Annotated in this window: 19 protein-coding genes and 1 pseudogene; 10 read left to right on the top strand and 10 right to left on the bottom strand. The window is 50.2% G+C overall.

What is annotated here, in order from left to right:
* Positions 1 to 47: 47 nt before the first annotated feature.
* The 10 genes from lnt to N7E73_RS00275 all read right to left on the bottom strand — a co-directional run bounded on the left by lnt (position 48) and on the right by N7E73_RS00275 (position 11231).
* The gene (gene lnt / locus N7E73_RS00320; protein ID WP_432736655.1) at positions 48 to 1565 is read right to left on the bottom strand and encodes an apolipoprotein N-acyltransferase; all 1518 of its coding nucleotides are present in this window, start codon (positions 1563 to 1565) and stop codon (positions 48 to 50) included.
* A gap of 1 nt (position 1566) precedes the next feature.
* Positions 1567 to 2385 carry a hemolysin family protein gene (locus tag N7E73_RS00315; RefSeq protein ID WP_432736653.1) on the bottom strand — a complete coding sequence of 273 codons (819 nt, stop codon included), beginning with the start codon at positions 2383 to 2385 and terminating at the stop codon, positions 1567 to 1569.
* A gap of 166 nt (positions 2386 to 2551) precedes the next feature.
* Positions 2552 to 3589, bottom strand: coding sequence for a hypothetical protein (locus N7E73_RS00310; RefSeq protein WP_432736651.1), 1038 nt, complete (start codon positions 3587 to 3589; stop codon positions 2552 to 2554).
* 273 nt (positions 3590 to 3862) lie between these two features.
* Positions 3863 to 5746 carry a tRNA uridine-5-carboxymethylaminomethyl(34) synthesis enzyme MnmG gene (gene mnmG, locus N7E73_RS00305; RefSeq protein WP_432736650.1) on the bottom strand — a complete coding sequence of 628 codons (1884 nt, stop codon included), beginning with the start codon at positions 5744 to 5746 and terminating at the stop codon, positions 3863 to 3865.
* Positions 5747 to 6102: 356 nt separating this feature from the next.
* Positions 6103 to 7323, bottom strand: coding sequence for a M20 family metallo-hydrolase (locus tag N7E73_RS00300; RefSeq protein WP_432736649.1), 1221 nt, complete (start codon positions 7321 to 7323; stop codon positions 6103 to 6105).
* Positions 7324 to 7502: 179 nt separating this feature from the next.
* A complete protein-coding gene (locus N7E73_RS00295) occupies positions 7503 to 7793 on the bottom strand; it encodes a PxxKW family cysteine-rich protein (RefSeq protein ID WP_432736646.1) in 291 nt (96 codons plus the stop codon).
* A gap of 142 nt (positions 7794 to 7935) precedes the next feature.
* Entirely contained in the window at positions 7936 to 9264 is a 1329-nt protein-coding gene (locus N7E73_RS00290) for an amidohydrolase family protein (protein WP_432736644.1), read from the bottom strand.
* A 60-nt stretch (positions 9265 to 9324) separates the two neighbouring features.
* A complete protein-coding gene (gene mtnP, locus N7E73_RS00285) occupies positions 9325 to 10074 on the bottom strand; it encodes an S-methyl-5'-thioadenosine phosphorylase (RefSeq protein WP_432736642.1) in 750 nt (249 codons plus the stop codon).
* Between the two features lie 80 nt (positions 10075 to 10154).
* Complete coding sequence (locus N7E73_RS00280) at positions 10155 to 10667, bottom strand: adenine phosphoribosyltransferase (RefSeq protein ID WP_432736639.1); 513 nt, start codon at positions 10665 to 10667, stop codon at positions 10155 to 10157.
* Between the two features lie 96 nt (positions 10668 to 10763).
* A complete protein-coding gene (locus N7E73_RS00275; protein WP_432736637.1) occupies positions 10764 to 11231 on the bottom strand; it encodes a hypothetical protein in 468 nt (155 codons plus the stop codon).
* A gap of 280 nt (positions 11232 to 11511) precedes the next feature.
* Here N7E73_RS00275 and rsmA point away from each other — a divergent pair, with 280 nt between their 5' ends.
* The 10 genes and pseudogenes from rsmA to N7E73_RS00225 all read left to right on the top strand — a co-directional run bounded on the left by rsmA (position 11512) and on the right by N7E73_RS00225 (position 23209).
* Complete coding sequence (gene rsmA / locus N7E73_RS00270; RefSeq protein ID WP_432736636.1) at positions 11512 to 12300, top strand: 16S rRNA (adenine(1518)-N(6)/adenine(1519)-N(6))-dimethyltransferase RsmA; 789 nt, start codon at positions 11512 to 11514, stop codon at positions 12298 to 12300.
* A 240-nt stretch (positions 12301 to 12540) separates the two neighbouring features.
* Positions 12541 to 12822 (top strand): annotated as a pseudogene (locus N7E73_RS00265) (HU family DNA-binding protein); the annotation flags it as partial.
* A gap of 16 nt (positions 12823 to 12838) precedes the next feature.
* Positions 12839 to 13015, top strand: coding sequence for a hypothetical protein (locus N7E73_RS00260; RefSeq protein ID WP_432736635.1), 177 nt, complete (start codon positions 12839 to 12841; stop codon positions 13013 to 13015).
* Between the two features lie 159 nt (positions 13016 to 13174).
* On the top strand, positions 13175 to 13375 hold the full coding sequence (gene rpsU / locus N7E73_RS00255; RefSeq protein ID WP_432736633.1) for a 30S ribosomal protein S21: 201 nt from the start codon (positions 13175 to 13177) through the stop codon (positions 13373 to 13375).
* Between the two features lie 2 nt (positions 13376 to 13377).
* A complete protein-coding gene (locus N7E73_RS00250; protein WP_432736632.1) occupies positions 13378 to 13824 on the top strand; it encodes a GatB/YqeY domain-containing protein in 447 nt (148 codons plus the stop codon).
* Between the two features lie 128 nt (positions 13825 to 13952).
* A complete protein-coding gene (locus N7E73_RS00245; protein WP_432736631.1) occupies positions 13953 to 16262 on the top strand; it encodes an endonuclease MutS2 in 2310 nt (769 codons plus the stop codon).
* Between the two features lie 99 nt (positions 16263 to 16361).
* Complete coding sequence (gene dnaG / locus N7E73_RS00240; protein WP_432736628.1) at positions 16362 to 18095, top strand: DNA primase; 1734 nt, start codon at positions 16362 to 16364, stop codon at positions 18093 to 18095.
* Positions 18082 to 19848, top strand: a complete 1767-nt coding sequence (gene rpoD, locus N7E73_RS00235; RefSeq protein ID WP_432736627.1) for an RNA polymerase sigma factor RpoD — start codon at positions 18082 to 18084, stop codon at positions 19846 to 19848. Before dnaG ends, rpoD begins: the two co-directional genes overlap by 14 nt.
* Positions 19849 to 20060: 212 nt before the next feature.
* The gene (gene cbiB, locus N7E73_RS00230; RefSeq protein WP_432736626.1) at positions 20061 to 21020 is read left to right on the top strand and encodes an adenosylcobinamide-phosphate synthase CbiB; all 960 of its coding nucleotides are present in this window, start codon (positions 20061 to 20063) and stop codon (positions 21018 to 21020) included.
* Positions 21021 to 21241: 221 nt separating this feature from the next.
* Positions 21242 to 23209 carry an ArnT family glycosyltransferase gene (locus N7E73_RS00225; RefSeq protein ID WP_432736624.1) on the top strand — a complete coding sequence of 656 codons (1968 nt, stop codon included), beginning with the start codon at positions 21242 to 21244 and terminating at the stop codon, positions 23207 to 23209.
* Positions 23210 to 23241: the final 32 nt, after the last annotated feature.

Here is a 23241-nt window from a genome sequence, read left to right as displayed (position 1 = left end):
ATTCAGCTTTTAATTTCATCGGACAGTAACCCTTATATGAACAGCAGTTATCTGTCACCAGCTTTCCGGGTATAGACGATAATCCAGCAGAGGATAAGTCCGGTCAGGATCAGCGGCAGAATGGTCACAGCCCTGTAGTTTGCGTGGTAGAAAGTGCTGCCCTTCATCAGTGCCGGGCTGGTAATCACTGCTGCATCCTCGAAAAGTTCGGTTGCATCGCTAACTCTGCCCAGCGGATCAACTGCGGCTGATATTCCTGTGTTTGTTCCGCGGATTAGATAGCGGCCCTGTTCAACCGCCCGGATGGCCACGAGTCCCAGATGCTGATATGGTGCGGATGTCCTGCCGTACCATGCGTCATTGCTGATATTAATCAGCAGGTTGGCACCTTTTTCAACTCTCTCCTGAGCAAGTTCGGGAAAGATTCCTTCATAACAGATGAGCATACCCATCGCAAGGTCGCCGCAATCTAGCGGTCCGGCATCGTTGCCGGGAATGAAATCCGCAGCCCCTTGAACTAGTTTGTCCAGAGGAAGAAAATCTTTGAGCGGTACATATTCACCAAACGGGACAAGGTGGTGTTTATCATACCATTCAAGTTCAGTTGTTTTGGGCTTGATCAGAAAAGCGCGGTTGTAGAGGGAAAAGCTACGTGGCCCGTGCAGTATGTATCCCGGTGCGCCGGTGAGAACAGGGATCTTTGTTTCAGTGCTGAAATTAAAAAGTCTGGCACGCATGACACCGGGGTCCTGAATATAAAATGGCATGGCTGTTTCCGGCCAGATTATTAAATCCGCTTTATCCGCGATTTGTTCACTCAGGCGCAAGTATTTATCAAATGTGCCGGTTTTGAACTTCTCATCCCATTTGCTGGCCTGATCTATGTTTCCCTGAACGATTCCGATGTGTGTCGAATTAAGAGTCGCAAGATTGCTGAAGGTTTCCGGGGTGGTACGTGCGCCGCCCAGAAGCATTACAGCAGCAGCGATGCCCAATGCCCAAATCTTTGCCGGGTGGGATATTTTCCAGACAAGTATGGCCGTTGAAATTGAGGCCAGCAGGCCGGACAGACCGTAGCCGCCGATGAACGCCGCTCCCTGAATCCATTCGGGGCGGGAAGAAAAGGCCGAGGTCAGAACCATCCATGGAAATCCGGTAAAAAGTGCACCCTGGGCGCTCTCAAGGGTGGTCCAGAGCAGCGCACTGAATATGCACAGCGCAAAAGGGGGCATGGCTCTGGCCGCATAGCTCAGTATGAAAGAGTATACGCCGTAATATGTTCCCATCGCCATGGCTATCAGTACGGGACAGGGAATAGCGAGAGCCCATGGAAGATTGCCGTATACTCCCACGGGATATGCAATCCAGTACATGACGGCGAGGCAGGCCAGCGATCCGGCTATCCATCCGCGTTTGAGTGCTGCTTTGGGGGTACTGGAGGAAAAAGCGATCATTCCCAGTGCGAGGGGAAAACCCAGAGATGCAGCGGGAAGATGAAAAAGGGGATTGGCATAGCCAAGCCCCGCGGAAATCATTGCAATAAGAGCAGGAATGGCCGGATGCATTCTACGTCCTGGTAGGAGGGTCAACGAGAATGGAGATGATCTGTTTTGCATCTCCTTCATGCACAGTGAATTTGTAACCGGAAACAGTGATGAATTCTCCGATGTTGGGGATGCGCCCGGTCAGTTCCGAAATATATCCGCCGATTGTCTCAACGTGCTCGGATTCAAGCTGCAGGTCGAATTTTTCAGAGAAATCATCCAGAAGTACTCGTCCTGAAACAATATAGCTTCCGTTTTCAAGTTCCTTGATATCGGAAGGGCGTTCTGCATCGTGTTCGTCAGAAATTTCACCGACAATTTCTTCCAGCACGTCTTCCATGGTGATAAGGCCGGATGTTCCGCCGTACTCATCCTGAAGGATCGCCATATGCACGTGTCTGTTCTGGAATTCCTTGAGCAGTGTTCTGACTTTTATTGTGTCCGGAACGAAAAATGGTTCGCGCATGATTTCTTCAAGGGAGATGTTGATCTGACCATGCAGCAGGGGAGCAATAATATCCTTTGCGTGGACGATGCCGATGATTTTGTCTTTTGTGTCCCGGTAGACGGGTATGCGTGAGTGTCCGTGCTCGATAATGCGTTCTGCTGTGCCGCTCAGCCCGTCATCAATGTCCACGCCGATCATATCGGTTCGAGGGATCATGATCTCGTAAGCTTCAGTGTCTTTGAGTTCGAGAACGTTCAGCAGCATCGAGACGACTTCGTCCTTGATTTCGCCGTCTTCACTGGCTTCGAGGATGTGCTCTTCAAGAGGGGGGTCTGTCTTTTTGAAAATATTGACCATTTTGGCCCACAATCGGCCTTCTGAACCGTCGTCCAACTTAATTTCTCCTGTTATGGTTTTATCAGAGGTTTTAGCATTTTTATGTGAATTGGTCTGGTGTAGCCATTGCATATCTACACAAAACAAAAATACTACTTCGAATATACTTACGTATTATGAACTCAGTGTGTCAACAACCATGTGCATATGTTACGAAATTGTCCTATTCGGCTCCTTCGCGGTAGAGCTCCAGGTACAGGTTGTAGGCCCAGTCGTCCATCTCCGGACAGCCGCTTTTGGTGAACCGTTCCCAGACAGGTTTTTTGGTGTCTTCGTCATAGCCTTTGAATTTTGCTTCAAAGGAAAGACCAACCTGTGCACGGCTCTGGGTGGGGTCGATGTAGACGCGGCGGGCTTTGCACACGAAAAGATGTCGAACGATACCGCGGTTTCCGGTATCAACCAATCCAAGAAGTACCAGAAAGGTGTTTCCCTTATTCAGGTTGAAGCGGGTGGCCTTCTTGGTGTTCATGTGCGTAAGTTCGAGGGACAGACCACCGCCGGAAATATCGGACAGGAATACGCTGGACTCTTTACCGCCAATGTGTCCCGGGGTGTATTCGCCATGTGAGGCGAGAAACTTGAGCCCTGCAGCCATGCCCTGTTTGGTGTCAGGAATTATGTTCACATAGTCATAGTGGCGTGATGCAGGTGAAACTCGAAGGAATTCACGCTTCTGGGTCTGTTCAATATATTCTGGGAAATCTATGGTGATGTTGAAGTACTGTGATCCCTTAGGAGTAATGTTGGATATGACCGAAGTAAAGTTGTAAAAAATGACGCTTCCGGTCTGCTTGGCGGGAACATTGAAAAATCCGGTAATCTGACGGCCCACCCAGTTCTTGCCGATTCCGGCATGCGCACCGACTTCAAGGATTATTTTGTTAGGTGTGACGTCTGCAATTGAACAGGCAATGGTTCTGCGTTTTTCCGAGTTTGAATGGAAACTGAGGTCGATCTTTGAACGGTATACCAACGCTGTTTCAAATATTTTGAACAGGTTGTCGTAGTCCGTTATCCAACTGGTGGGCACTGTGTTCAGCCGTTTTTTCAGTTCCCGGTTGTTGTACCAGAGAACTGATGCTGCAATGGCAAGCAACGCAAAACCGACCACCACTAGCATATGGATGGTTTCAGGCGGAAGCCCGGACTCGCCAAAGCCTCTCAGAACCTTGTACATGTATTCCTGATCGACTGCCATTTGTGCCATGCCTTTTACATGATGCCGGGAAAAACCTCCGGCGGGCTCGCGCGGTAAGATGCTGTCTGTATATACAGCGAAGATTACCTTAGGCGATCAAAGGAATTTCCTTTGAAATAAGTTCAATAATAAAAAGGTGTTATGCTTGTTGTGAAAGAGAATTGTGCTCGCTCTTGCGGAAAACAAACCGTTTCAGTTAACACCCTTTTATTATTTGTACTTTTTTTTATCTTGCTTGAAAAGCATTTGTTGGCTTCTCGAATTGGCAATATCTCAGATTAGCCCGAGTTTTTTCAGGTGAATTTCAACAGAGGATAAAGCCGCAGGGGTTATCCCTGAAATTCTGCTGGCTTGTCCCAAAGTGAGAGGTCTTACCTTGGTCAGTTTCTCCACTGCTTCACGAGTCAGTCCCGCAACAGCACTGTAATCCAGATCCTCGGGAAGAGCTACGGATTCCATGCGTCTGAATTTTTCTACCAGTTCCTGCTGGCGGACCAGATAGCCTTCATATTTGATCTGAGTTTCAGCTTCAAGCAGCACATCTTCCGAGCAGTTTTCAATTTCTGGCCAGAAATGCTTCATATCCGCGATGGTCAGTTCGGGCTGGCGCAACACAGCTGCAAGCGGAACGGATTTGCCCGGAGGGGTTCCCCCGATGCTTTCCAGAATCTCTCTGGTGGCAGCATCCGGTTTGATTTTTATATCGCGCAGAGCTTCAAGGACATTTTCCAGTCCTTTTTTCTTGGCACTGAACATGGCCCAATGGTCGTCCTTGACCAGCCCCAGTTCGCGGCCGATCTCTGTCAGGCGCAGGTCGGCGTTACCTTCGCGCAGCAGCAGCCTGTATTCTGCACGTGAAGTGAACATGCGGTATGGTTCGAGGGTTCCCTTGGTGACAAGGTCGTCAACCAGTACCGCGATGTAGGCCTGATCCCTTGAGAGCAGGAAGGGAGCACGTCCGGCCAGCTTGCAGTAGGCGTTGCACGCTGCCCAGAGTCCCTGCGCTGCGGCTTCTTCGTATCCGGAAGTCCCGTTGATCTGACCGGCTAGAAACAAACCTGGAAGTACCTTGGTTTCAAGGGTCGGAAGCAGTTGGGTGGGCGGTACGAAATCGTACTCAATGGCGTAGCCCGGACGGATGATCTGAGCCTGCTCCAGTCCTTCGATTGAATTGATCATGCGCTTCTGGACATCGAGCGGCAGGCTGGTGGGGATACCGCTGGGGTAGACTTCGGGGCTTTCGTAGCCTTCAGGTTCAAGGAAAATCTGGTGACGGTCCTTTTCGGGAAAGCGTGCAACCTTATCCTCAATGGAGGGGCAGTAGCGCGCACCTGTTCCTTTGATAACTCCGGTGAACATCGGCGAACGTTCAAAACCGCTGCGGATGGCCTCGTGAGTCTTTTCATTGGTGTAGGTTATGTAGCAGGGAACCTGAGGCATTCTGATTTCTGTAGTGCGGAAACTGAAAGGCTGCGGAGGATTATCTCCGTGCTGAACCTCCAGTCTGTCGTAATCAATTGAGTCCTTGAGCAGCCGGGGAGTTGTGCCGGTCTTGAGCCTGCCGAGGGTCAGTCCGGCTTCAGCAAGGCTTTTGGACATGCCCACGGACGCAGGGTCGCCCATGCGGCCACCGCTGAAATTTTCAAGCCCGATGTGGATCAGGCCCTGCAGAAATGTGCCAGTGGTCAGCAATACCGCTCTGGAAAGAAATTTCTCGCCGATACCGGTTACGACTCCGGCTGCATGGCCGTCCTCTATGATCAGTTTTTCAGCCATATCCTGACGGACCCAGAGGTTTTCCTGCGAAAAGATATCCTTCTGGACCACGCGCATGTATTCATTGCGGTCCATCTGGGCACGGCTGGCGCGTACAGCCGGTCCCTTTCTGGTGTTCAGGATACGGAACTGGATTCCGGCCTTGTCGGACCACAGCCCCATATAGCCGCCCAGCGCGTCGATTTCCTTGACCATATGCCCCTTGGCAAGCCCGCCGATAGCCGGGTTGCAGGACAGGTGCCCTATGCGGTCCACATTTATGGTCAGAAGAAGGGTTTTAAGACCCAGACTGGATGCAACCATGGCGGCTTCACAACCGGCGTGGCCTGCTCCTGCTACAATAAGATCAAATCTTTCCGGCGGTGGCTGTTTTCTGATCATTTATTTTGCTGCCTCCAAGGTCCAGAGGGGAAACTTCCGCGGGATTCGCTCGGAGGGCTTGTAAAAATTATGGAGTTCAATCAAATCCCACCTCCTGAGAATTGAATAAAATATTTTCTCAGGAGGTGGAAAACTTCAAAATTATCAATACTTTTTGAGATTCTTAAAACCTTCTGCCAATATGGCTATTCATTAAAGTCCGCCAAAAGTAATGTTTAGGTGGCATCTTCTGTGAGCAATAACCTGAAATCGATAGGGATTCCAAAGGGGCTTAGCTCCTTTGGCCGCCGGCGGCGAAATCACCTGTCAAAAGCGCGTAGCGCATCTAAATCAGCCCCGGAGGGTCGCTGAAAGCACTAAAACGGCAAAAGCATCATCACCTTGGCGTCGTTCAGGGTGTTGCTGATCGAGCCTTTTTCATTAGGCTGGTGAGCCTGATGCATCTGGGTTCCCCAGACCACGGTCTGGTATCCACGTTCGCGCAGGTGTTTGGCTACGGTTCCGCCGCCGATTCCGCCGGGTCTGGCATCGATGTTGTAGACTTCCTTGATGGCGAAGAGGATTTTTTCCACGATCTCAGAATCCGCAGGAGTTGCAGGAGCAGCCTGACTCTCATTCACGATTTCAACGTCGATTTTAACACCGTATTCTTCGGCTACGTAAAGAGCCATACCCTTAACCTGATCCGTAACTTCCCTGAGGTCGTAGTTGGGCAGCACGCGGCAGTCGATGTAGAATACGTCCTTACCCGGCAGGGTGTTCACGTTTTCCACGTTGGCTTCCTTTTTGGTAGGAACAAAGGTGGAGTAGGGCGGGGAGAAAAGTATGTTTTCTTCGTCAAACTGATAGTGAAGCTCGGGAACTTCCATAATCATTGCCGCTGCGGCGATAAGGGAGTTCGCACCCAGATCCGGGTCTGAAGCATGGCACTGCTTGCCCATTACGGTGACTTTGTACCAGATGGTGGATTTTTCGGCGACTTCCACAAGGGATGAGTCCGCATCGCCAAAATCCGGGACGAGAAAGAGGTCTTTCTTTTTAAACAGATCTTCATGCTCTTTCAGCATGTATTCCAGCCCGAATTTGCTGCCTGTCTCTTCGTCGGAAACGAAGATGAGGCCGAAGTTGATGCCCGGGGTAAGCCCGGAATCAAGAAGAGCCCGACCTGCGATGACCGAGCTTACAAGACCCTGATGGTTATCTTCAACACCGCGTCCGATGATGGTATCGCCGTCCTGAACCATGGTGAACGGGTCACTGTCCCAGAGGCTTCTGTCTCCCACGGGAACTACGTCCATGTGCGAGATTATCCACAGTGTTCTGGAGGTGTCCTGTCCGGGGATAACGGTAACCAGGTTGGGGCGGTATCCGCATTTCACACGCTCGTCAGGGGCATTGAAGGATTTTACTTCCCCGAAACCTTTATCCTTGAGGTATGCGGTGAGAAAATCCGCCTTGTCCTTTTCTCCGCTCCCGTTGTTGTCTGGGCCGATGGCGGGAATGGATACAAGTTTGGCGTGCAGTTCGAGGGCTTCGTTCTTCAGGTCATCAATTTTTGCCAGAAGCTGGGTTGGCATTATGTTGCCTCCGGTTGCGGATCAGGTTGAAGGTTAAATATACCCTTAGGCAGGGCGTACCAAAGCGAAGAGCCGGAACAAGTCCGGCTCCCATGATACACGAAATGAATCAATAGAAAAACAGTCATGCAGCTGTTTTTCTGGTAAGATAAGGCTGGCGACTTGCCTGAAAATACAGACTAGCGACCGCGTGCAGCACGCTTGGATGCTTTAAGCGGGTTAACCTTGACTTTACCTTCTTTATCAACACCAGCACGTACGTGTGTTGCAAAGTTGCATACGCTGTGGGACCATTTCTTTTCGGGCTGAGCGTAGCTGGGGCAGTATTTCTGTCCTTCGAATTCTACAGCACGTTCACAACCATCACACTTTTCAACGATGGTTTCCATGATAAGACCTTTGTAAGAAAGACCTTCAGCAGTCATTTCAGCACCTTCAAGTGCATGTACTCTTGCGTTCTTTTTAGCCATGTAGCGCCTCCTGTTTGGCAAGTCGCTTGCGAGCAAGCGTTGTTTTATCTTAAGTTGCTTCTTGAAAAGCACATTTCCCTATGCAGTCTTTGCCTATGTTGTCAAGGAAAAAAACTGAAAGGGTCACATTCGGTTAATTGTTTCAGCGGGTTTCAAGCCGCTTCAACGCCCAGTTTACAGCCTTTTCCGCTTCTCGGGAAATAGTTTCCACGTCAAGGGCCAGGTGTTTGCCGTTCTGGTAGATTACCTTGCCGTCGCAGACGGTAAGGCACACATCCTGCCCTCCGGCACTGTAAACTACGTGCGAGAGGGGATTGTATACAGGTTTCAGGTGCATCTTGTCCATATCAACAGCGACAATATCCGCCTTAAATCCTGATTTTATGGTCCCGGTATCCTCAAATCCGAGGAAGCGCGCACCGTTTCCGGTTGCCATATCCAGTACCGTTCCTGCGGGCATGGCTTCCGGGTCTTTCAGGAAGCCTTTCTGTAGCAGGGCAGCGGTACGCATTTCATCAAACATGTCCAGATTGTTGTTGCTGGCAGCTCCGTCCGTGCCCAGCCCGGTATTTACACCGGCCGCAATGAATCTGGTTACCGGACATATACCGGAACCAAGTTTCAGGTTGCTTTGGGGATTGTGGGAGACTTGGGCTCCGGATTCACTAATCAGGCTGATCTCTTCGTCAGTTACATCGACACAGTGGTGTATGCGGGTTCGACTGTTAAGCAGTCCGTAGTCCCGCAGAATCTCGATAGGACGTTTGCCGAAGGTCTCAAGGGTCAGCTTTGTCTCTGGTTCGGATTCAGCAGCATGAATCTGCCAGAGCAGGTCCATTTTTTGTGCCACCTCCATGCTTTCCGCTAGTTGGTCGGGGTCGGTGGTAAAGACGGCGTGAGGAGTTATTGCCGTCCTGATCCGACTGCATTCTTTGAAACGATCATTCAACTGTCCGATGGTTTCCCATGCCTCCTGGGCTGTCTTGAAAAAGGGCGATGGAAATTTGAAGAAGCCTTCCCCGAGAACTGCTTTCAGTCCTGAATCGAAAACAGCCTGTCCGACGGACTCCTCGTACATGTAACCGTCAAAAATAGCCGTAGTTCCTGATGCGGCCATTTCCGCGCAGCCGAGGCGTGCACCCAGTTCCACCAGCTCCCGTGTCAGGCCGGATTCAATGGGAAACATATAATTATGCAGCCAGTCAAGAAGCGGGAGGTCGTCGGCGACACCGCGCATCAGGGTCATGGGAACGTGAGTGTGTGAGTTTATCAGGCCGGGCAGCAGAACCGATCTGCCGCAATCAATGGTTTTTGCGGCATTCCAATTCCGTTCAATGTCTGCTTCAGGGCCCACAGCGGAAATATATTCACCGCTGATTGCAACTGCACCTTCTTTTATGAGGGTGCGTTCATCATCCTGAGTGAGGATGTAAGATCCTTTGAGTACCAGATCACAATTTTGCGTAGGCATATATTTTCCGTATGATTTTTAACGGCTGCAAAACCATATGAAAGGTAAGGTTTAACTGGGTCAGCCGATTTTCCCGATTGTCTTAATGAGCATGGAAGTTACGTTTTCAGCGTTGGCTCGGAAGATTTTTAGGATATCGTCCCAGGTGACTGGCTCTTCGTCGGTTTTCCAGCAATCGTAATCAGTGGACATTGCCACGGCTGCGTAAGGAATGCCCGCTTCATTGGCAAGGATGGCCTCTGGAGCGGTGGACATATTGATGATGTCTGCGCCCCATGCGCGGAACATGTGGGATTCCGCACGTGTTGAGAAGCGTGGACCTTCGATGGTTACTACGGTTCCCTTTTCGTGAACAGTCACGCCGAGTTCCTTGCAGGATTCAATCATTTTTGCGCGCAGTGATGCATCAAAAGGATCGGCCATCGGGGTATGTGCGGGAGCGTGCGGAGCGAAAGTTTCGTGGAATGTCAGTGCGCGTCTGCGGGTGAAATCGATGAACTGGTCAATGACCACCAGATGGCCGCGGTCGATCTCTTCGCGCAGGGAGCCTACTGCGGTTGTGGCGAGGATGCAGTCGCAGCCGTATTCCTTGAGTGCCTGTATGTTTGCCCTGTTGTTTACAAAAGTAGGGGGGATGGTGTGTTCACGTCCGTGACGTCCGATGATGTGGACTTCCGTACCTTCAATTGTTCCGGATTTGATCGGGGAACTGGGCTCGCCCCAGACCGTATTTACCACGGAGTCTTTTGCGTCTTTGAGAATGTCCGGGTTATCGAGTCCACTGCCGCCGATTATTCCGATTACTGCCATGGTGATTTCCTTTGCGTAGGGTGAAATAAAAAAGCTCCTTTTCCCCGTATGGGTGAAAAGGAGCTCGTAAAGGGATTATTCTAGAGCTGGAGAAGGTGGCTGCTGGGGATGCCGTTCAGCTTGCTTTTTCCGTCAAGGAAGCCGAGTTCGACCAGAAAGCCGATGCCGGAGACGATACCGCCGGCTTTTTCAACCAGCTTTACCATTCCCTGAGCTGTTCCGCCGGTAGCAAGTACATCATCTATGAGCAGAACATTTTCATCTTTGCCTACTGCATCGATATGCATGCTCAGGCAGTCGGTTCCGTACTCGAGATCGTAATTGACGGAGATGGTTTCATAGGGCAGCTTGCCGGGCTTGCGGATGGGTACGAATCCAATACCGAGTTTGTAGGCAAGCGGAGCACCGAAAATAAAGCCACGGGCTTCAGCTGCGGCAATTTTGTCAGCCTTGTAGTCGCTGAAACGTTCAGCCATCATGTCGATGGTATACTGAAATGCACCCGGATTAGCCAGAAGCGGTGTAATATCGAAATAAACGATGCCCTCTTTGGGAAAGTTGGGCACATCGCGGATATGGTCCCTAAGATTCATGAATCTCCTCCATCCTTAACGGAATTAATTTATATCCCTTCGCTTATGAATTTTAATTGCTTTTGTCAAAGTGCTGAAAAGGATATTACCGCAAGGTTAGGTGAGGGATTTTGCAAATCCCTGGGCTCTCGTTCCGCCACCTGTAGACGTTCCGCTGTTCTCGGCTTTTTGTTTAAGGAGAACCGTCAATTGTCCCTGAAGCTGCATAAGTTCGTTTTCCTTGGCGGAGATCATATCCTTGTTCTTGTCCGGATCCTGCTTGAGTTTCTCGATTTCCTGTCTGAGTCTTTCAATCTGCTTCTTGAGCTTGTCGATCATCTCGTCTTCCTTGGATTTACTTTCGGTGGAAGAGCTCTCGGAAGAACCTGATTTTGACGACTGTTCTTTGGCAGAGTTTGCCTGCTGCAGAAGATCCCGGGCTTCGTCGGAAATTTCAACGGTGTCACCGTCTTTGCTGACGGTCTGCGAAGACTTTTCTGTATCTTCCTTTACATTGTCTACTCTGATGGTTGAAGTTGCAAAGGTCTGGGCCTGCTCAGTTCCGATTTTGATTTCATAGGACATATTATCACCTCGTATGAAGGTTAGAATCTTTATATGATCTCTGTATCGGTTCTGATCCGTAAAAGTTTATATTTATGTCAAAGTAAATTTATAAAGATATTTCTTACTGACAATTTGCCCAGTTGGGTGGTTGGCGGTTCAGAGTGTCTTGCTGCAGTCGGGTATGGAATGGGATGTAGCAATTTAAGTTGGTCGAGGGGGGAACCATTGTCTTGCTTAACCGGCATACTTAAAGCTAAAGTGACGTTTCTTTTTTAACTCAATTTGTTTCGGAGTATTTGTGCAGATAAATCACAGGGCTAAAAAAAGCCTCGGCCAGAACTTTTTGCAGGATGCAAATATAGCTCGCAAGATTGTAGACAGCCTCAGGATTTCCTCGGAGGATTCGGTAATTGAAATCGGGCCGGGGCAGGGTGCTCTTACTAAATTTATTCTTGAAGCAGGGCCTGGAAGCCTGACTCTCATTGAAAAGGACCGGGATCTGGCCCCGGCTCTTGAAGCGGAGTTCCCGGAAGCAGAAGTTGTTCAGCAGGATGCCCTGAAGTTTCGCTGGGAAGATCTTGATCCGGCGAAGACTTGGAAGATTGTCGGCAACCTTCCGTATAACGTGGCTTCTAAAATCATGTGGGATGTGGCTTTCAAGTGCAGAGCCATGTGCGTGTTTATGGTTCAGCATGAAGTAGGGATGCGCATTACCGCAGATCCCGGCTCAAAAAAATACGGGGCCATCAGCGTCTGGGTGCAGAGTTTTTGCCACACCGATTACCTGTTCAAGGTTCCTCCCACTGTTTTCAGGCCGCAGCCGAAAGTTGATTCGGCCGTGATTAAATTTATTTCTTTACCTGAAAATGAAAAACCCGTTGATATTGAAGGGCTTGCAGGGCTCGTGAAATACTGTTTTCAGTACAGGCGCAAGCAGTTGGGTAAGATATTGAAATCATTCATATCAGATCAGGTTCTGGAGTGGGCGGAGAAGGAGGGTATAACCCTCGCGGATCGCCCGGAAGCCTTGTCGCCACTGCAATTTCAGGGGCTTTATAAATGCGTCAAAAACGATTTTCCCTCTTGACTTGTTGGCGAAAATCCTGTTTTAGATTTTGATCAAGGCATGTAACTCAAGGTTTTCGCTGGATTGTGGTGAATTTTAGCGAACAGGGGCTTGTCTTACTAGTCTTGGGGTGGTAGCAAACCATATTCCGTTTCGGAATGCTGCTGCGAATTGATTTAAAACCAACTCTTACCTGTTGGGTAAGTTTAATGGCAGGCGCAGATGAGTGTGCCGCAATAATCATTTTCCCGTTTTAAGGAGGAAGGACTGATGACTAAGGCTGAACTCGTAGTAAAAATTGCCGAGAAAGCAGGCATGACCAAAGCTGATGCGGAGCGTTGCCTCAACTATTTCCTTGATACAGTTGAAGAGACTCTGGTCAACGAAGGAAAACTGACCCTTACAGGTTTCGGCACTTTCCAGGTTGATGAAAGAAAGGAACGTACCGGCCGCAATCCCCGCACCGGTGATGAAATCAAGATCCCCGCATGCAAGGTGGTTAAATTCCGCCCCGGCAAGCTGCTCAAAGACGCTGTTAAATAATAAGGAGATATGAATTATGTTGCATGGTGAAACTGTTCAGAGTCCCCTTCCTATGGATCTTCCCTGGTGGCAGCCGGATCATTTCATCTTCTTTGGCGTTCTGTACGTTGTTCTCGGTATTCTCGGTGCCGGCATGACTTACTGTGCCGTTAAAGCATGGATGGATTCCAAGGCTGATACAGCCAGTCATTAGTTTCTTTTTTTTAAAAGATTTTTAATATCCGGTATCTGCTTCTGGTACCGGATATTTTTTTTGTTATATTTCTTGACTTGGATTTAAATTTAGGACTATAAATACCCTCTTCCGCATGCAGAGATGTCTTGCGAGATTTGTCAAGGGGGGGTGATTTTTTTGCCCGGAGTATACCTCGAAGAATCTGATAACTTCGAAATCGCTCTTCGCCGCTTTAAGAAGCAGGTTGAAAAAGCGGGAGTTCTTTCCGAACTCAAGAAGCGTCAGCACTATGAGAAGCCCAGCGTACAGCGTAAGAAGAAAAAAGCTGCTGCCCGCAAAAGGCTCGTTAAAAAAATGCGCAAAATTTCAATGGGTTAATTATGACTCTCATTGAGCAGATCGATAAAGATTACATCGTGGCCTATAAAGCCAAGGACGATGTCAAGAAGACGGTTCTGAGACATCTCAAGACCGCCATCAAAAATCGCATTGTCGAACTCAAGGGGGCAGAGCTCTCTGATGACGACGTGCTTGATCTAGTTGCAAAGCAGATCAAACAGCGCAAGGACGCTTACGAGCAGTATATTGCTGCCAATCGTCCCGAGCTGGCCGAGATTGAGGCTGTAGAAGCCGAAGCTCTGTCCGAATACATGCCCGTCCAGCTTTCCCCTGAGGAACTTGCGGCGGCCGTGGACAAGGTCATTGCAGATCTCGGTGCATCCTCAATGCAGGATATGGGCAAAGTGATGCAGGCCATCATGGCCGCCCACAAGGGACAGGTTGACGGAAAGGCCCTCAGCGGTCTGGTTCGCGCCCGTCTTTCCTGACGATCAGCTTCAACCAGTATTTAACGGCAGGCCCCGGAGCATATCCGGGGCTGTTTGCCGTTTTTTCCGTATTGGACCCCTTGCATTTCGAGGGGTGTTGATCAAACATTTTTCCACACTGGATTCCCATGGAGCCAAGATCTCTCCAGCTACTTGAATTTCCGAAGGTTCTCAAAGTCCTTTCCGGTTACAGCGTTTCTCCTTCCGGAGCAGAAGCCTGTCTGGACCTGTTTCCCCTGCAGGATGCGGACTCCGTTAACTCCATGGCCCGTTTTTTTCGTCAGGGTCTGAATTTCTATAAAGAAACCGGGTTTCGGCTCGGAACCTTTCCCCCTCTTGAGGGACTTTTTCTTTATCTTGCAAAACCCAATAGTGTTCTCGACGCAGATGCTCTCTACGCTCTGGTCCAGACTCTGGGACAGGCAAGACTTCTGAAAGAAGCTCTCGATATTGCCGAAAAACGTGACTGGGACAAACTTGTCGAATTTATGGAGTCGGTGAGCTGGCCTGAAAAAACTTTTTCCGGCCTGAAACGCTGTCTTGATCAGGACGGTAATATCAAGGACGAAAGTTCCCCTGAACTTTACGACATCCGCCAGTCCATCCGCGGACTTCATCAGCGTTGTGCCAAGAAAGTGCGTGACTTCATCCACGGCGAGGACATAAGCCGGTTCATGCAGGATGATTTCATGACCATAGCCAATGACCGCTATGTTCTGCCCCTGAAGACAAACTTCAAGGGCCGTCTCCAGGGAATTATTCACGATTATTCCAACACCGGTGAAACCTGCTATTTTGAACCTCTTTTCCTTGTGGAGCTCAACAACTCCATGCAGGAGCTCAAGCAGCAGGAGCGGGCCGAGGAACTGAAGATCCTGACTTACCTGACCGGACTGGTCCGTTCTGAATTCGACCAGTGTGAGGCTGCTTACGATTTTCTCGTTGCATATGATGTTCTGCAGGCAAAGATCCATTATGCCGAAGCCATGCGCGCTGTTGCCGTTGATGTTACTTCCGGTGAAGGATTTGACCTCAAAGGTGCACGCCATCCGCTGCTTACCTCGGTCGAAGGCAGGGTCCATCCGCTTAATATCCAGCTTCCTGCCGACCAGAAGGTTCTCATCATCAGCGGCGGAAACGCCGGTGGTAAGACTGTATGCCTCAAGACCGTAGGTCTGCTTGCTGCCATGGCTTTCAGCGGTATTCCCGTGCCGGTGGAGAAAGGCTCTGTTCTGCCTTTCTATAAAGAAATTTTCGTCATCATGGGCGATGAGCAGTCTATTGAAGACAACGTCAGTACTTTTTCAGCCCAGATCAAATCCATCAGCCGTATCTGGTATTCCATGGACTCCTCAACCCTGTTCATTCTTGATGAATTCGGTTCCGGAACGGATCCGGCACAGGGGGCTGCCCTTGCGCAGGCCGTTGTGGACGGACTGCTTGATAACGGTGTGACCTGCTTTGCCGCCACTCACTTCCCGGCTCTCAAGACCTATGCTCTTGTTACCGAGGGTGTCCGTGCGGCCAGCGTACTTTTCGATCCTTCCACCAAGAAGCCGCTTTTCAGCCTTGCTTATGATCAGGTGGGAGCTTCAATTGCCCTTGATGTTGCCCGCGAACACGGTTTTCCCGAGATTTTGCTGACCAAGGCCGAACAGTATCTGCTCATGGAAGGTTCCGATACCGGTTCGGTCATGAACCGACTCAATGAACTTGCCGTCAGCAGGGAAAAGGAACTGGAGGAGCTGGATCGCGTCAAGTCCAAGTTTGAAGCCAAGCGAGCCAAGCTGGAAGAGCAGTTTGAACGCGAACGTCTTTCCGTTCTGGCCGATATCAAGAAGCAGGCTCAGGACGTGCTCAAGGAGTGGCAGGACGGCAAAATCGGCCGTAAACAGGCTTTGAAAAAACTTGCTGAAGCACGTGAATCCATCGGTGGTGAAAGGGCGGTCGAAAATGCGCCCAAGCCGTTTTCTTTCGATGATATCAAGGTCGGCTCATCAATTCTGAATATCAACTGGAACCGCAAGGGAGTTGTTCTTGAAAAGGATGACCGCAAGCAGCGAGTAAAGGTTGATATGGACGGTGTTGCCATGTGGATGCCAGCTGACCAACTCGGGCCGGTCGGGCGTAAGGCGGAACAGGAAAAAGTCCGTCTGCTGACTGATAAGGTCGAAAAAGCTGCCCCCAAGGGTGAAATGACCCTGAGTATTGACCTGCGAGGAAAAAGGGCGGATGTGGCCATCAGCGAGCTGGGCCGCTTTTTTGATCAGGCCCTGCTGCGCGGAGCTACCGACATAGAAGTCGTGCACGGACGTGGAACCGGCGCTTTGCGGCGGGAAGTACACATGTTTCTTGATGGTAATCCTGCGGTTGCCTCCTACAGCCTTGCTCCCGAAGACAGGGGCGGGGACGGCATGACCGAGGTCGAATTAGTGTAGTGCAAATTGTTTCCTGCCGTGCTATGGAAGTTCTGGCAGGTTGATTGCGCATTATTTCAGCGACTTCCAAATGTTATGTGAATTTGAGGGAGGATTTTCGTGGACCGGGCTGCCATTGAGGCTATAAAGGATCGTCTCGACATAGCCGACATCGTGCGCCGGTATGTGGAACTCAGACCTGTTTCAGGCAGGTGGATGGGCCTTTGTCCGTTTCACAACGAAAAGACAGCCTCTTTCAGTGTAAACAGCGATGAGGGGTTCTTTTACTGCTTCGGATGCCAGGCTTCCGGGGATGTTTTTGATTTCTATGCCCAGATCAACGGGATTGAATTCAAGGATGCCCTAGAGCAGCTTGCGGCAGAGGCCGGAGTGGAGCTTACCCCGGGCAAGGTTGATCCGCAGGCGGCTAAAAGAAGTTCTGAACGTAAACTTTTCATGGATATGCATGAGCAGGCCGCCAATTATTATTCGCGTCTGCTCAGGCTTCCTGAAGGGCGTACAGCCCGCAACTATCTCGAAAAACGGGGGCTGGATTCCTCTGTTATCGAGTCTTTCGGTCTGGGGTGCAGCTCTGAAGACTGGCAGGGATTGGAAAAGTTCTTGATTTCCAAGGGATATACATCCGAGCAGGGAGTCAAGGCCGGACTTCTTTCCCAGAATGCCCAGGGCCGTATTTATGACCGTTTTCGCTCTCGGCTGATCTTTCCGATAAAAAATTTATCGAGCAAGGTTATTGCTTTTGGCGGAAGAATAATTACAGAAGGAGAACCGAAGTACCTTAACAGCAGTGACACTCCGATTTATAAGAAGGGTGACCATCTTTACGGGCTGTGGACGGCCCGTAATTCCATTTCCCGGACCAAGCATGCGCTGCTTACCGAAGGGTACATGGATGTAATCTCGCTTCATCAGTTCGGGTACACAAATTCCTGCGGTGTTCTGGGCACAGCCCTGACTCCTGACCAGGTAAAGCGGTTGAGGGGGTTCTGCTCCAAAATTGATCTTGTTTTCGACGGTGATGCAGCGGGACGCAAGGCGGCCCTGCGCAGCGCGGAGATGATTCTCACGCAGGGAGTTTCCTGCGGAGTGATAGTCCTTCCCGAAGGGGAGGATGTTGACAGTATCCTTCAGGCCAGAGGGGCTGATGGATTTCAGGTGTTTTTAAATGATGCTAGGGATGGTTTGGATTTCTGTCTGAGCGCCCTGCAGCAGGGGTATTCTCCCCGGGAAGTTATGGATTGGGCACAGGGATTCCTCAAGGGGATGACCAGTGCTTCTTTACGTGCTTACTACCTGCCCAAGGTCGCTGCCGGCCTTGGGGTGGCGGAAGCTGAATTGAGATCGGTTTTTTCCGGTGCGCTGAACTCTCCGGTTCCGCAGCAGCAGGCTGTCCGTCAGCCGACGCGCGTTGCCCCTCCGGTGGGCGCACAGGTCAAAGATGATAAATATTTCTTGAGATATGCGGTAAAGCATCCGGAATATGTCGTCGAATTATCGGAAAGGGGAGTTGGACAGGTCCTAACCTCGCACTGGGGCAAAACACTGTGGTCCAAAATTTCGGCCCATAGCGGGCAGGACATAATTCCTCTTTTAGATGATTCGGAAAAGCAGTTTTATATCTCCAGCAGGGCTGAAGAAGCTCTGTCCGGTGAGGAACTGGCTGAAGAATGGCGGCATGTCTGTAAAATTATTGCCCGTCGGCGGTACGACCTGGGCCGTAAAAAGCTCACGGACGCCCTGCGCCGTGCTCAGGCACAAGGTGATATGAACCGTGTAAGCGCATATCTCAAAGTCCTGAACGACTCTGTATGGAGGGATGATGAGCAACATTAAGGATATTCAGGCTATTAAAACCCTGATTTCCGAAGGTAAGAAACAAGGGTATCTGACCTTCGAACAGCTGAGCAAGGCTTTGCCGGCTGAATTCAACAAGTCCGAACAGCTTGATGATGTCATCAAGATTTTCGACCAGTTGAACATTGCAATCGTCAATACGCCCGAGGAAGAGGACGATTTCCTCGATGCGGATGTGGAAGTCGATGTAGATGATGACGAACTCGATCTCAGTGACGGTGAAGAAGATAACGTAGATTACGTTTCCCGCAGTACCGATCCCGTGCGCATGTACCTGCGCGAAATGGGTGCGGTGGGCCTCCTTGATCGTGAGGGCGAAGTTGTCATCGCCAAGAAGATTGAAAACGGCGAGATGGAAGTTCTTTATGCTCTGGTTGAAATTCCGGTGGCAATTGAAGAGCTTATCGGCGTCGGCGAAGACCTCGACGAGTCCAAGATCAAGCTCAAGGACGTTGTTAAGACTATCGAGGAAGATGATCCCAGCGAAGACGAAATGAACCAGCGTCAGCGCGTTATCTTCCTGCTGGATGAAGTAAAGAAGATCTTCAACAAGAAGAAAAAGATATACACCAAGCTCGATTACTGTGCACGCCTTGATAAGAAGGTTGCCAAGGAACAGAACGAGATTATTGTCTACAAGCAGGAAATTGTGGACCGTCTCCGTGACATCAAGATCGAGAAGACTCTCATTGACCAGATTATTGAGACTGTCGGCGACTATGTGCGTCAGATGCATAACTGCCAGCGCGATCTTTCCGCCTATATCCTTTCCACCGGAAAGACTCAGCAGGAAATCCGTGATCTGTTCAAGAAGATAGATGACCGTGACATCAACCCGGTTGCCGCTGCCGATGAACTCAAGATGACCGTTGACGAACTTTTCTCCTTCAAGGAAATGATTTCCGGCAAGATGGAGATTCTGGTTCGTCTGCAGGAAAAATGCTGCCACAACGTGCATGATCTGGAAGAAGTTCTCTGGCGCATCAAGCACGGAAACAACAGCGCCATGCAGGCCAAGCAGGAACTCATCCGCGCCAACCTGCGCCTTGTTGTTTCCATTGCCAAGAAATACACCAACCGCGGTCTTCAGTTCCTCGACCTGATTCAGGAGGGCAACATCGGCCTCATGAAGGCGGTTGACAAGTTCGAATACCAGCGCGGATACAAGTTCTCCACATACGCAACCTGGTGGATCAGGCAGGCCATTACCCGCGCTATTGCGGATCAGGCCCGCACAATCCGTATTCCGGTTCACATGATCGAGACCATCAACAAGCTTATCCGTACTTCCCGCTACCTTGTTCAGGAACTGGGTCGTGACCCGTCTCCGGAAGAGATTGCGGAACGTATGGACTATCCGCTTGAGAAAGTGAAGAAAGTGCTCAAGATTGCCAAGGAACCCATTTCCCTTGAAACCCCCATCGGGGATGAAGAGGATTCGAGTCTCGGTGATTTTATTGAAGATAAGAAGGCTGCGGCTCCTGCCGAGGAAGTGGTCAGCACCAAGCTCGGCGAGCAGATCGCTACCGTGCTTTCCGATCTTACCCCGCGTGAAGAACAGGTTCTGCGCAAGAGATTCGGTATCGGTGAAAAATCCGACCACACACTTGAAGAAGTAGGTAAGCTTTTCAACGTTACCCGCGAACGTATCCGTCAGATTGAGGCCAAGGCCTTGAGAAAACTGCGTCATCCCGTGCGTAGTGCCCTGCTGCGTTCCTACTACGAAAACTAGTTATAGAAGCGGCGCGGACGTGTGTCCGTGCCGTTTTTTATATGGTGGAGAGACGGCTGCATCCGGAATGTGGGAATTGCCGGATGCAGGGGGGAAGTTTTATTCTGCTTTAAGGATAGTGAGGTTAAGAGGCCCCCTTCAGCCGTCCATGAGTGTCGGGGAGAGTGTTCTCTCTCGATCATAACGCTTTAAGATTTGAGGATGAAAATCTAATGGACAATTCTACTGTATTGTTTCTCGTACCTGTCATCGCACTTGTCCTTGATCTCGTGTTAGGAGATCCCAAGTGGTTTCCCCATCCGGTCCGCTATCTGGGCATGGTGCTCGACTGGTACAAAAACTGGGTTAAATCTATCGGCAAGTCCAATAAAATCATGGGCGGAGTCGGAGTATTCGGTTTCTCCATAGTCATCTGGGGCGTGCTTAAAGTCTTTCTTGCAATCCCTGTTATCGGTGTTCTGGTTGCCATTTACCTTGCTTATGCTGGTCTGGCTCTCGGTTCCCTGCTCTGCGAGCACAAGAATGCTGTTGCTCTGCTCGACAGCGGCAAGATTGAGCAGGCTCGCGCTGCAATTGCAGAACTGGTAAGCCGTGATGTTTCCGAACTGGATGAAGCAGGTCTGCGCAAAGCTCTGGCTGAAACCACCAGCGAAAACATTACCGATGGTTTTGTTGCTCCTTTCTTCTACCTCGTTGTAACCGGTCCTGCCGGTATGTGGGTGTACAAGGCTGTATCCACCATGGATTCCATGTGGGGCTACAAGAACGAAGAGTACAAAGAGTTCGGTTATTTCGTAGCCAAGGCTGACGATGTTCTGGCTTTCATCCCCGCACGCATCACCGGTTTCATGATGCTGGCCGCAGGTCGTATCATGAAGCTCGACTGGCAGTCCGCCTACGACAACCTGATCACTGATGCCAACAAGACCGAAAGCCCCAATGCCGGCTGGGCAATGGCTCCCGCAGCATGGCTGCTCGGTGCTCCCATGGGCGGCAAGGCTGTTTACTTCGGTGAAGAAAAGGAAAAGCCTGTTCTCGGCCCCGAAGCCGGCGAATGGTCTTCCCTGAAGCTGAAAAGACTCGGCTCTCTGGTCATGACCACCTGCATTCTCTCCGCTGTTCTGCTCGACATCTACTTCGTGATGGTCTGGGCTTCCGGTGTAGCTCACTAGTCATACCTAAGACTGATCATAATCAGCCGGAATCCTGCAAGCGCGGGGTTCCGGCTTTTTTTGTTTGATGCGCTTTGCGCTTTTGATGATATTATTTTGCCTTCGGTGACTCTTCTGGCGAAATAGCCGGTTTAACTTACATCACGCCTGCTCGGGGCTATTCAAATCAGATTAATCCGGGTACTAAGTCTTGGTCTGGAATTTAATATACGGAGCCCTTCATGTCGCATGATTCATTTAGAAATAAAGTAATATTGGCTGTTCTTGCCGTTGCAGTGGTTGTTTTTGTTCTGGCTACATCCTTTGCAGTCAAGTCATCTCTTTCCACGCCGGAAAAGTCGTATCTTTCCGCCCCAGTAAACGGCAGGTGGATTAAGCTTGATCAGCCATTCAGATTGAATGCCCGCAGCAACGGTTCCGAAATGGCTCTTTTTCGGCGTTTTTTTGAATTGGCTGGCAATACTAAGATCAGGTTGCACTTAAACGCTTTCCGGGGAACCGGAGTATGGCTGGATGGCGTCCCATTACTCAAATTCGATGGCGATATGAGCAAATGGCGTGATGAAATTTTACTGGATTTTCCAGAGCTTGGACCGGGCAGGCACGAGCTTAAAATTGCCGTGGTCAATGAAAATGCACATCCAGCCCTTTCCGTTTGGGCCGAGGAAGCTGATATTGCCACCCCCGAAGGATGGGAGGGCAGTAAAGACGATTTTGTCTGGAATCCGGTAGCAGATGCTGCAAAGACAGGTAAACTGTTTATTGGAAATAAGTTCAAGAGGGCGGACGAAGCTCTGTTGGGGGGCCTCCCCTATATGCTGCCGTTGTTTCTTCTTACAGCCGGTGCTGTCTGGATGCGAGAGAAACAAAAGATTCCCGCAGCACTTAGGCGGTATGAGCTTACTCCGGAGATTGTCCGTTTCGGTTTGCTGGGGTTGTGGGCGGTCATGGCATTGAACAACTTTCATGATCTTCCGCTCAAGCTAGGCATGGATTCAACAGGGCACTTCAAGTATATAGAATATGTGGGCGAAAATCTTAGACTGCCCAGTCCGGTTGAAGGCTGGCAGATGTTCCAACCTCCTCTTTATTATATTATTTCGGCACTGTTCTACAAATTCCTGCTGCTGTTTACCGATATAGAAAACACCCTTTACTGGCTCAGGCTGATTCCGCTGGCGTGTGGCGGCCTGATGATTGAGATTTCTTTCCGTTGCGCAAGGTTGATTTTCAGGGAAGACCGCCTTGCCCAGATAGCAGCCACTATACTTGGCGGTTTCATGCCCATGAATTTTGTAATGTCCCAGTTCTGGGGCAACGAACCATTTGCGGCTGTATTTTCTGCCCTTACAATTTTCATGACCCTCAGTATAATCAACCGGGAAGACGGACGCAGGTTCAAGGATTACATATTTCTCGGCCTATTCAGCGGGTGTGCAGTCCTCAGCAAGGCAACTGCGAGTCTGTTGCTGCCTCCGAGCGTGTTTTTCATCCTTTTGGCGGTGCATGATCGCGGACGAACAAAAACGGCTGGAGAGCCCATTCCTGTGGTCGGGATAAGTGTGTCTGTACTTGTTACTGCCACAGTTGGAGGCTGGTACTATCTCAAAAACTGGCTTGCGTACGGAAAGCCTTTTATCGGCGGCTGGGACAAGATCCGTGAGATTGGCTGGTGGCAGGACCACGGTTATCGTATATGGGAGCATTTTACCGAGTTCGGCGGGGCAGTGCTCAAGCCGGTGTACTCGACGGTCGACGGTATCTGGGATGGGCTCTATTCAACCCTTTGGCTGGACGGAAACCTCAGCGGTGTAAGTAAATTTGCCAGCCGCCCGCCGTGGAACGATGATCTGATGATGGCAACATCCCTGTTGGCCATTATCCCGTCGCTGCTCATTCTCGCAGGAATTGCACGGACTTTTTATACGCCGCTCAAATCGGTTTTCAACGGGCGCATGTTCCTTGTAGGATGCGTGGCTGTATACTTTACCGCAGTCACATATTTATACTTGAATCTGCCCATCTACAGCACTGCCAAGGCCAGCTACACTCTCGGACTCCTGCCTTGTTACGGCATACTTGCTGCTGCAGGTATTAAACCAGCACTGAGCAATTGCTATGTCAAAGCCGCTTTTTGCGGGTTTCTTGCCGTATGGGGAAGTACGGTCTATCTGACATATTTTGTATGAATGATTCTGATTTAGCTGGGACATTTTGCCAA

It is taken from the genome of Maridesulfovibrio sp. FT414 (assembly GCF_050916235.1).
Taxonomy (GTDB): domain Bacteria; phylum Desulfobacterota; class Desulfovibrionia; order Desulfovibrionales; family Desulfovibrionaceae; genus Maridesulfovibrio.
The sequence above is the reverse complement of the archived record's forward strand: the minus strand, read 5'-3'. Positions and strand labels throughout refer to the sequence as shown.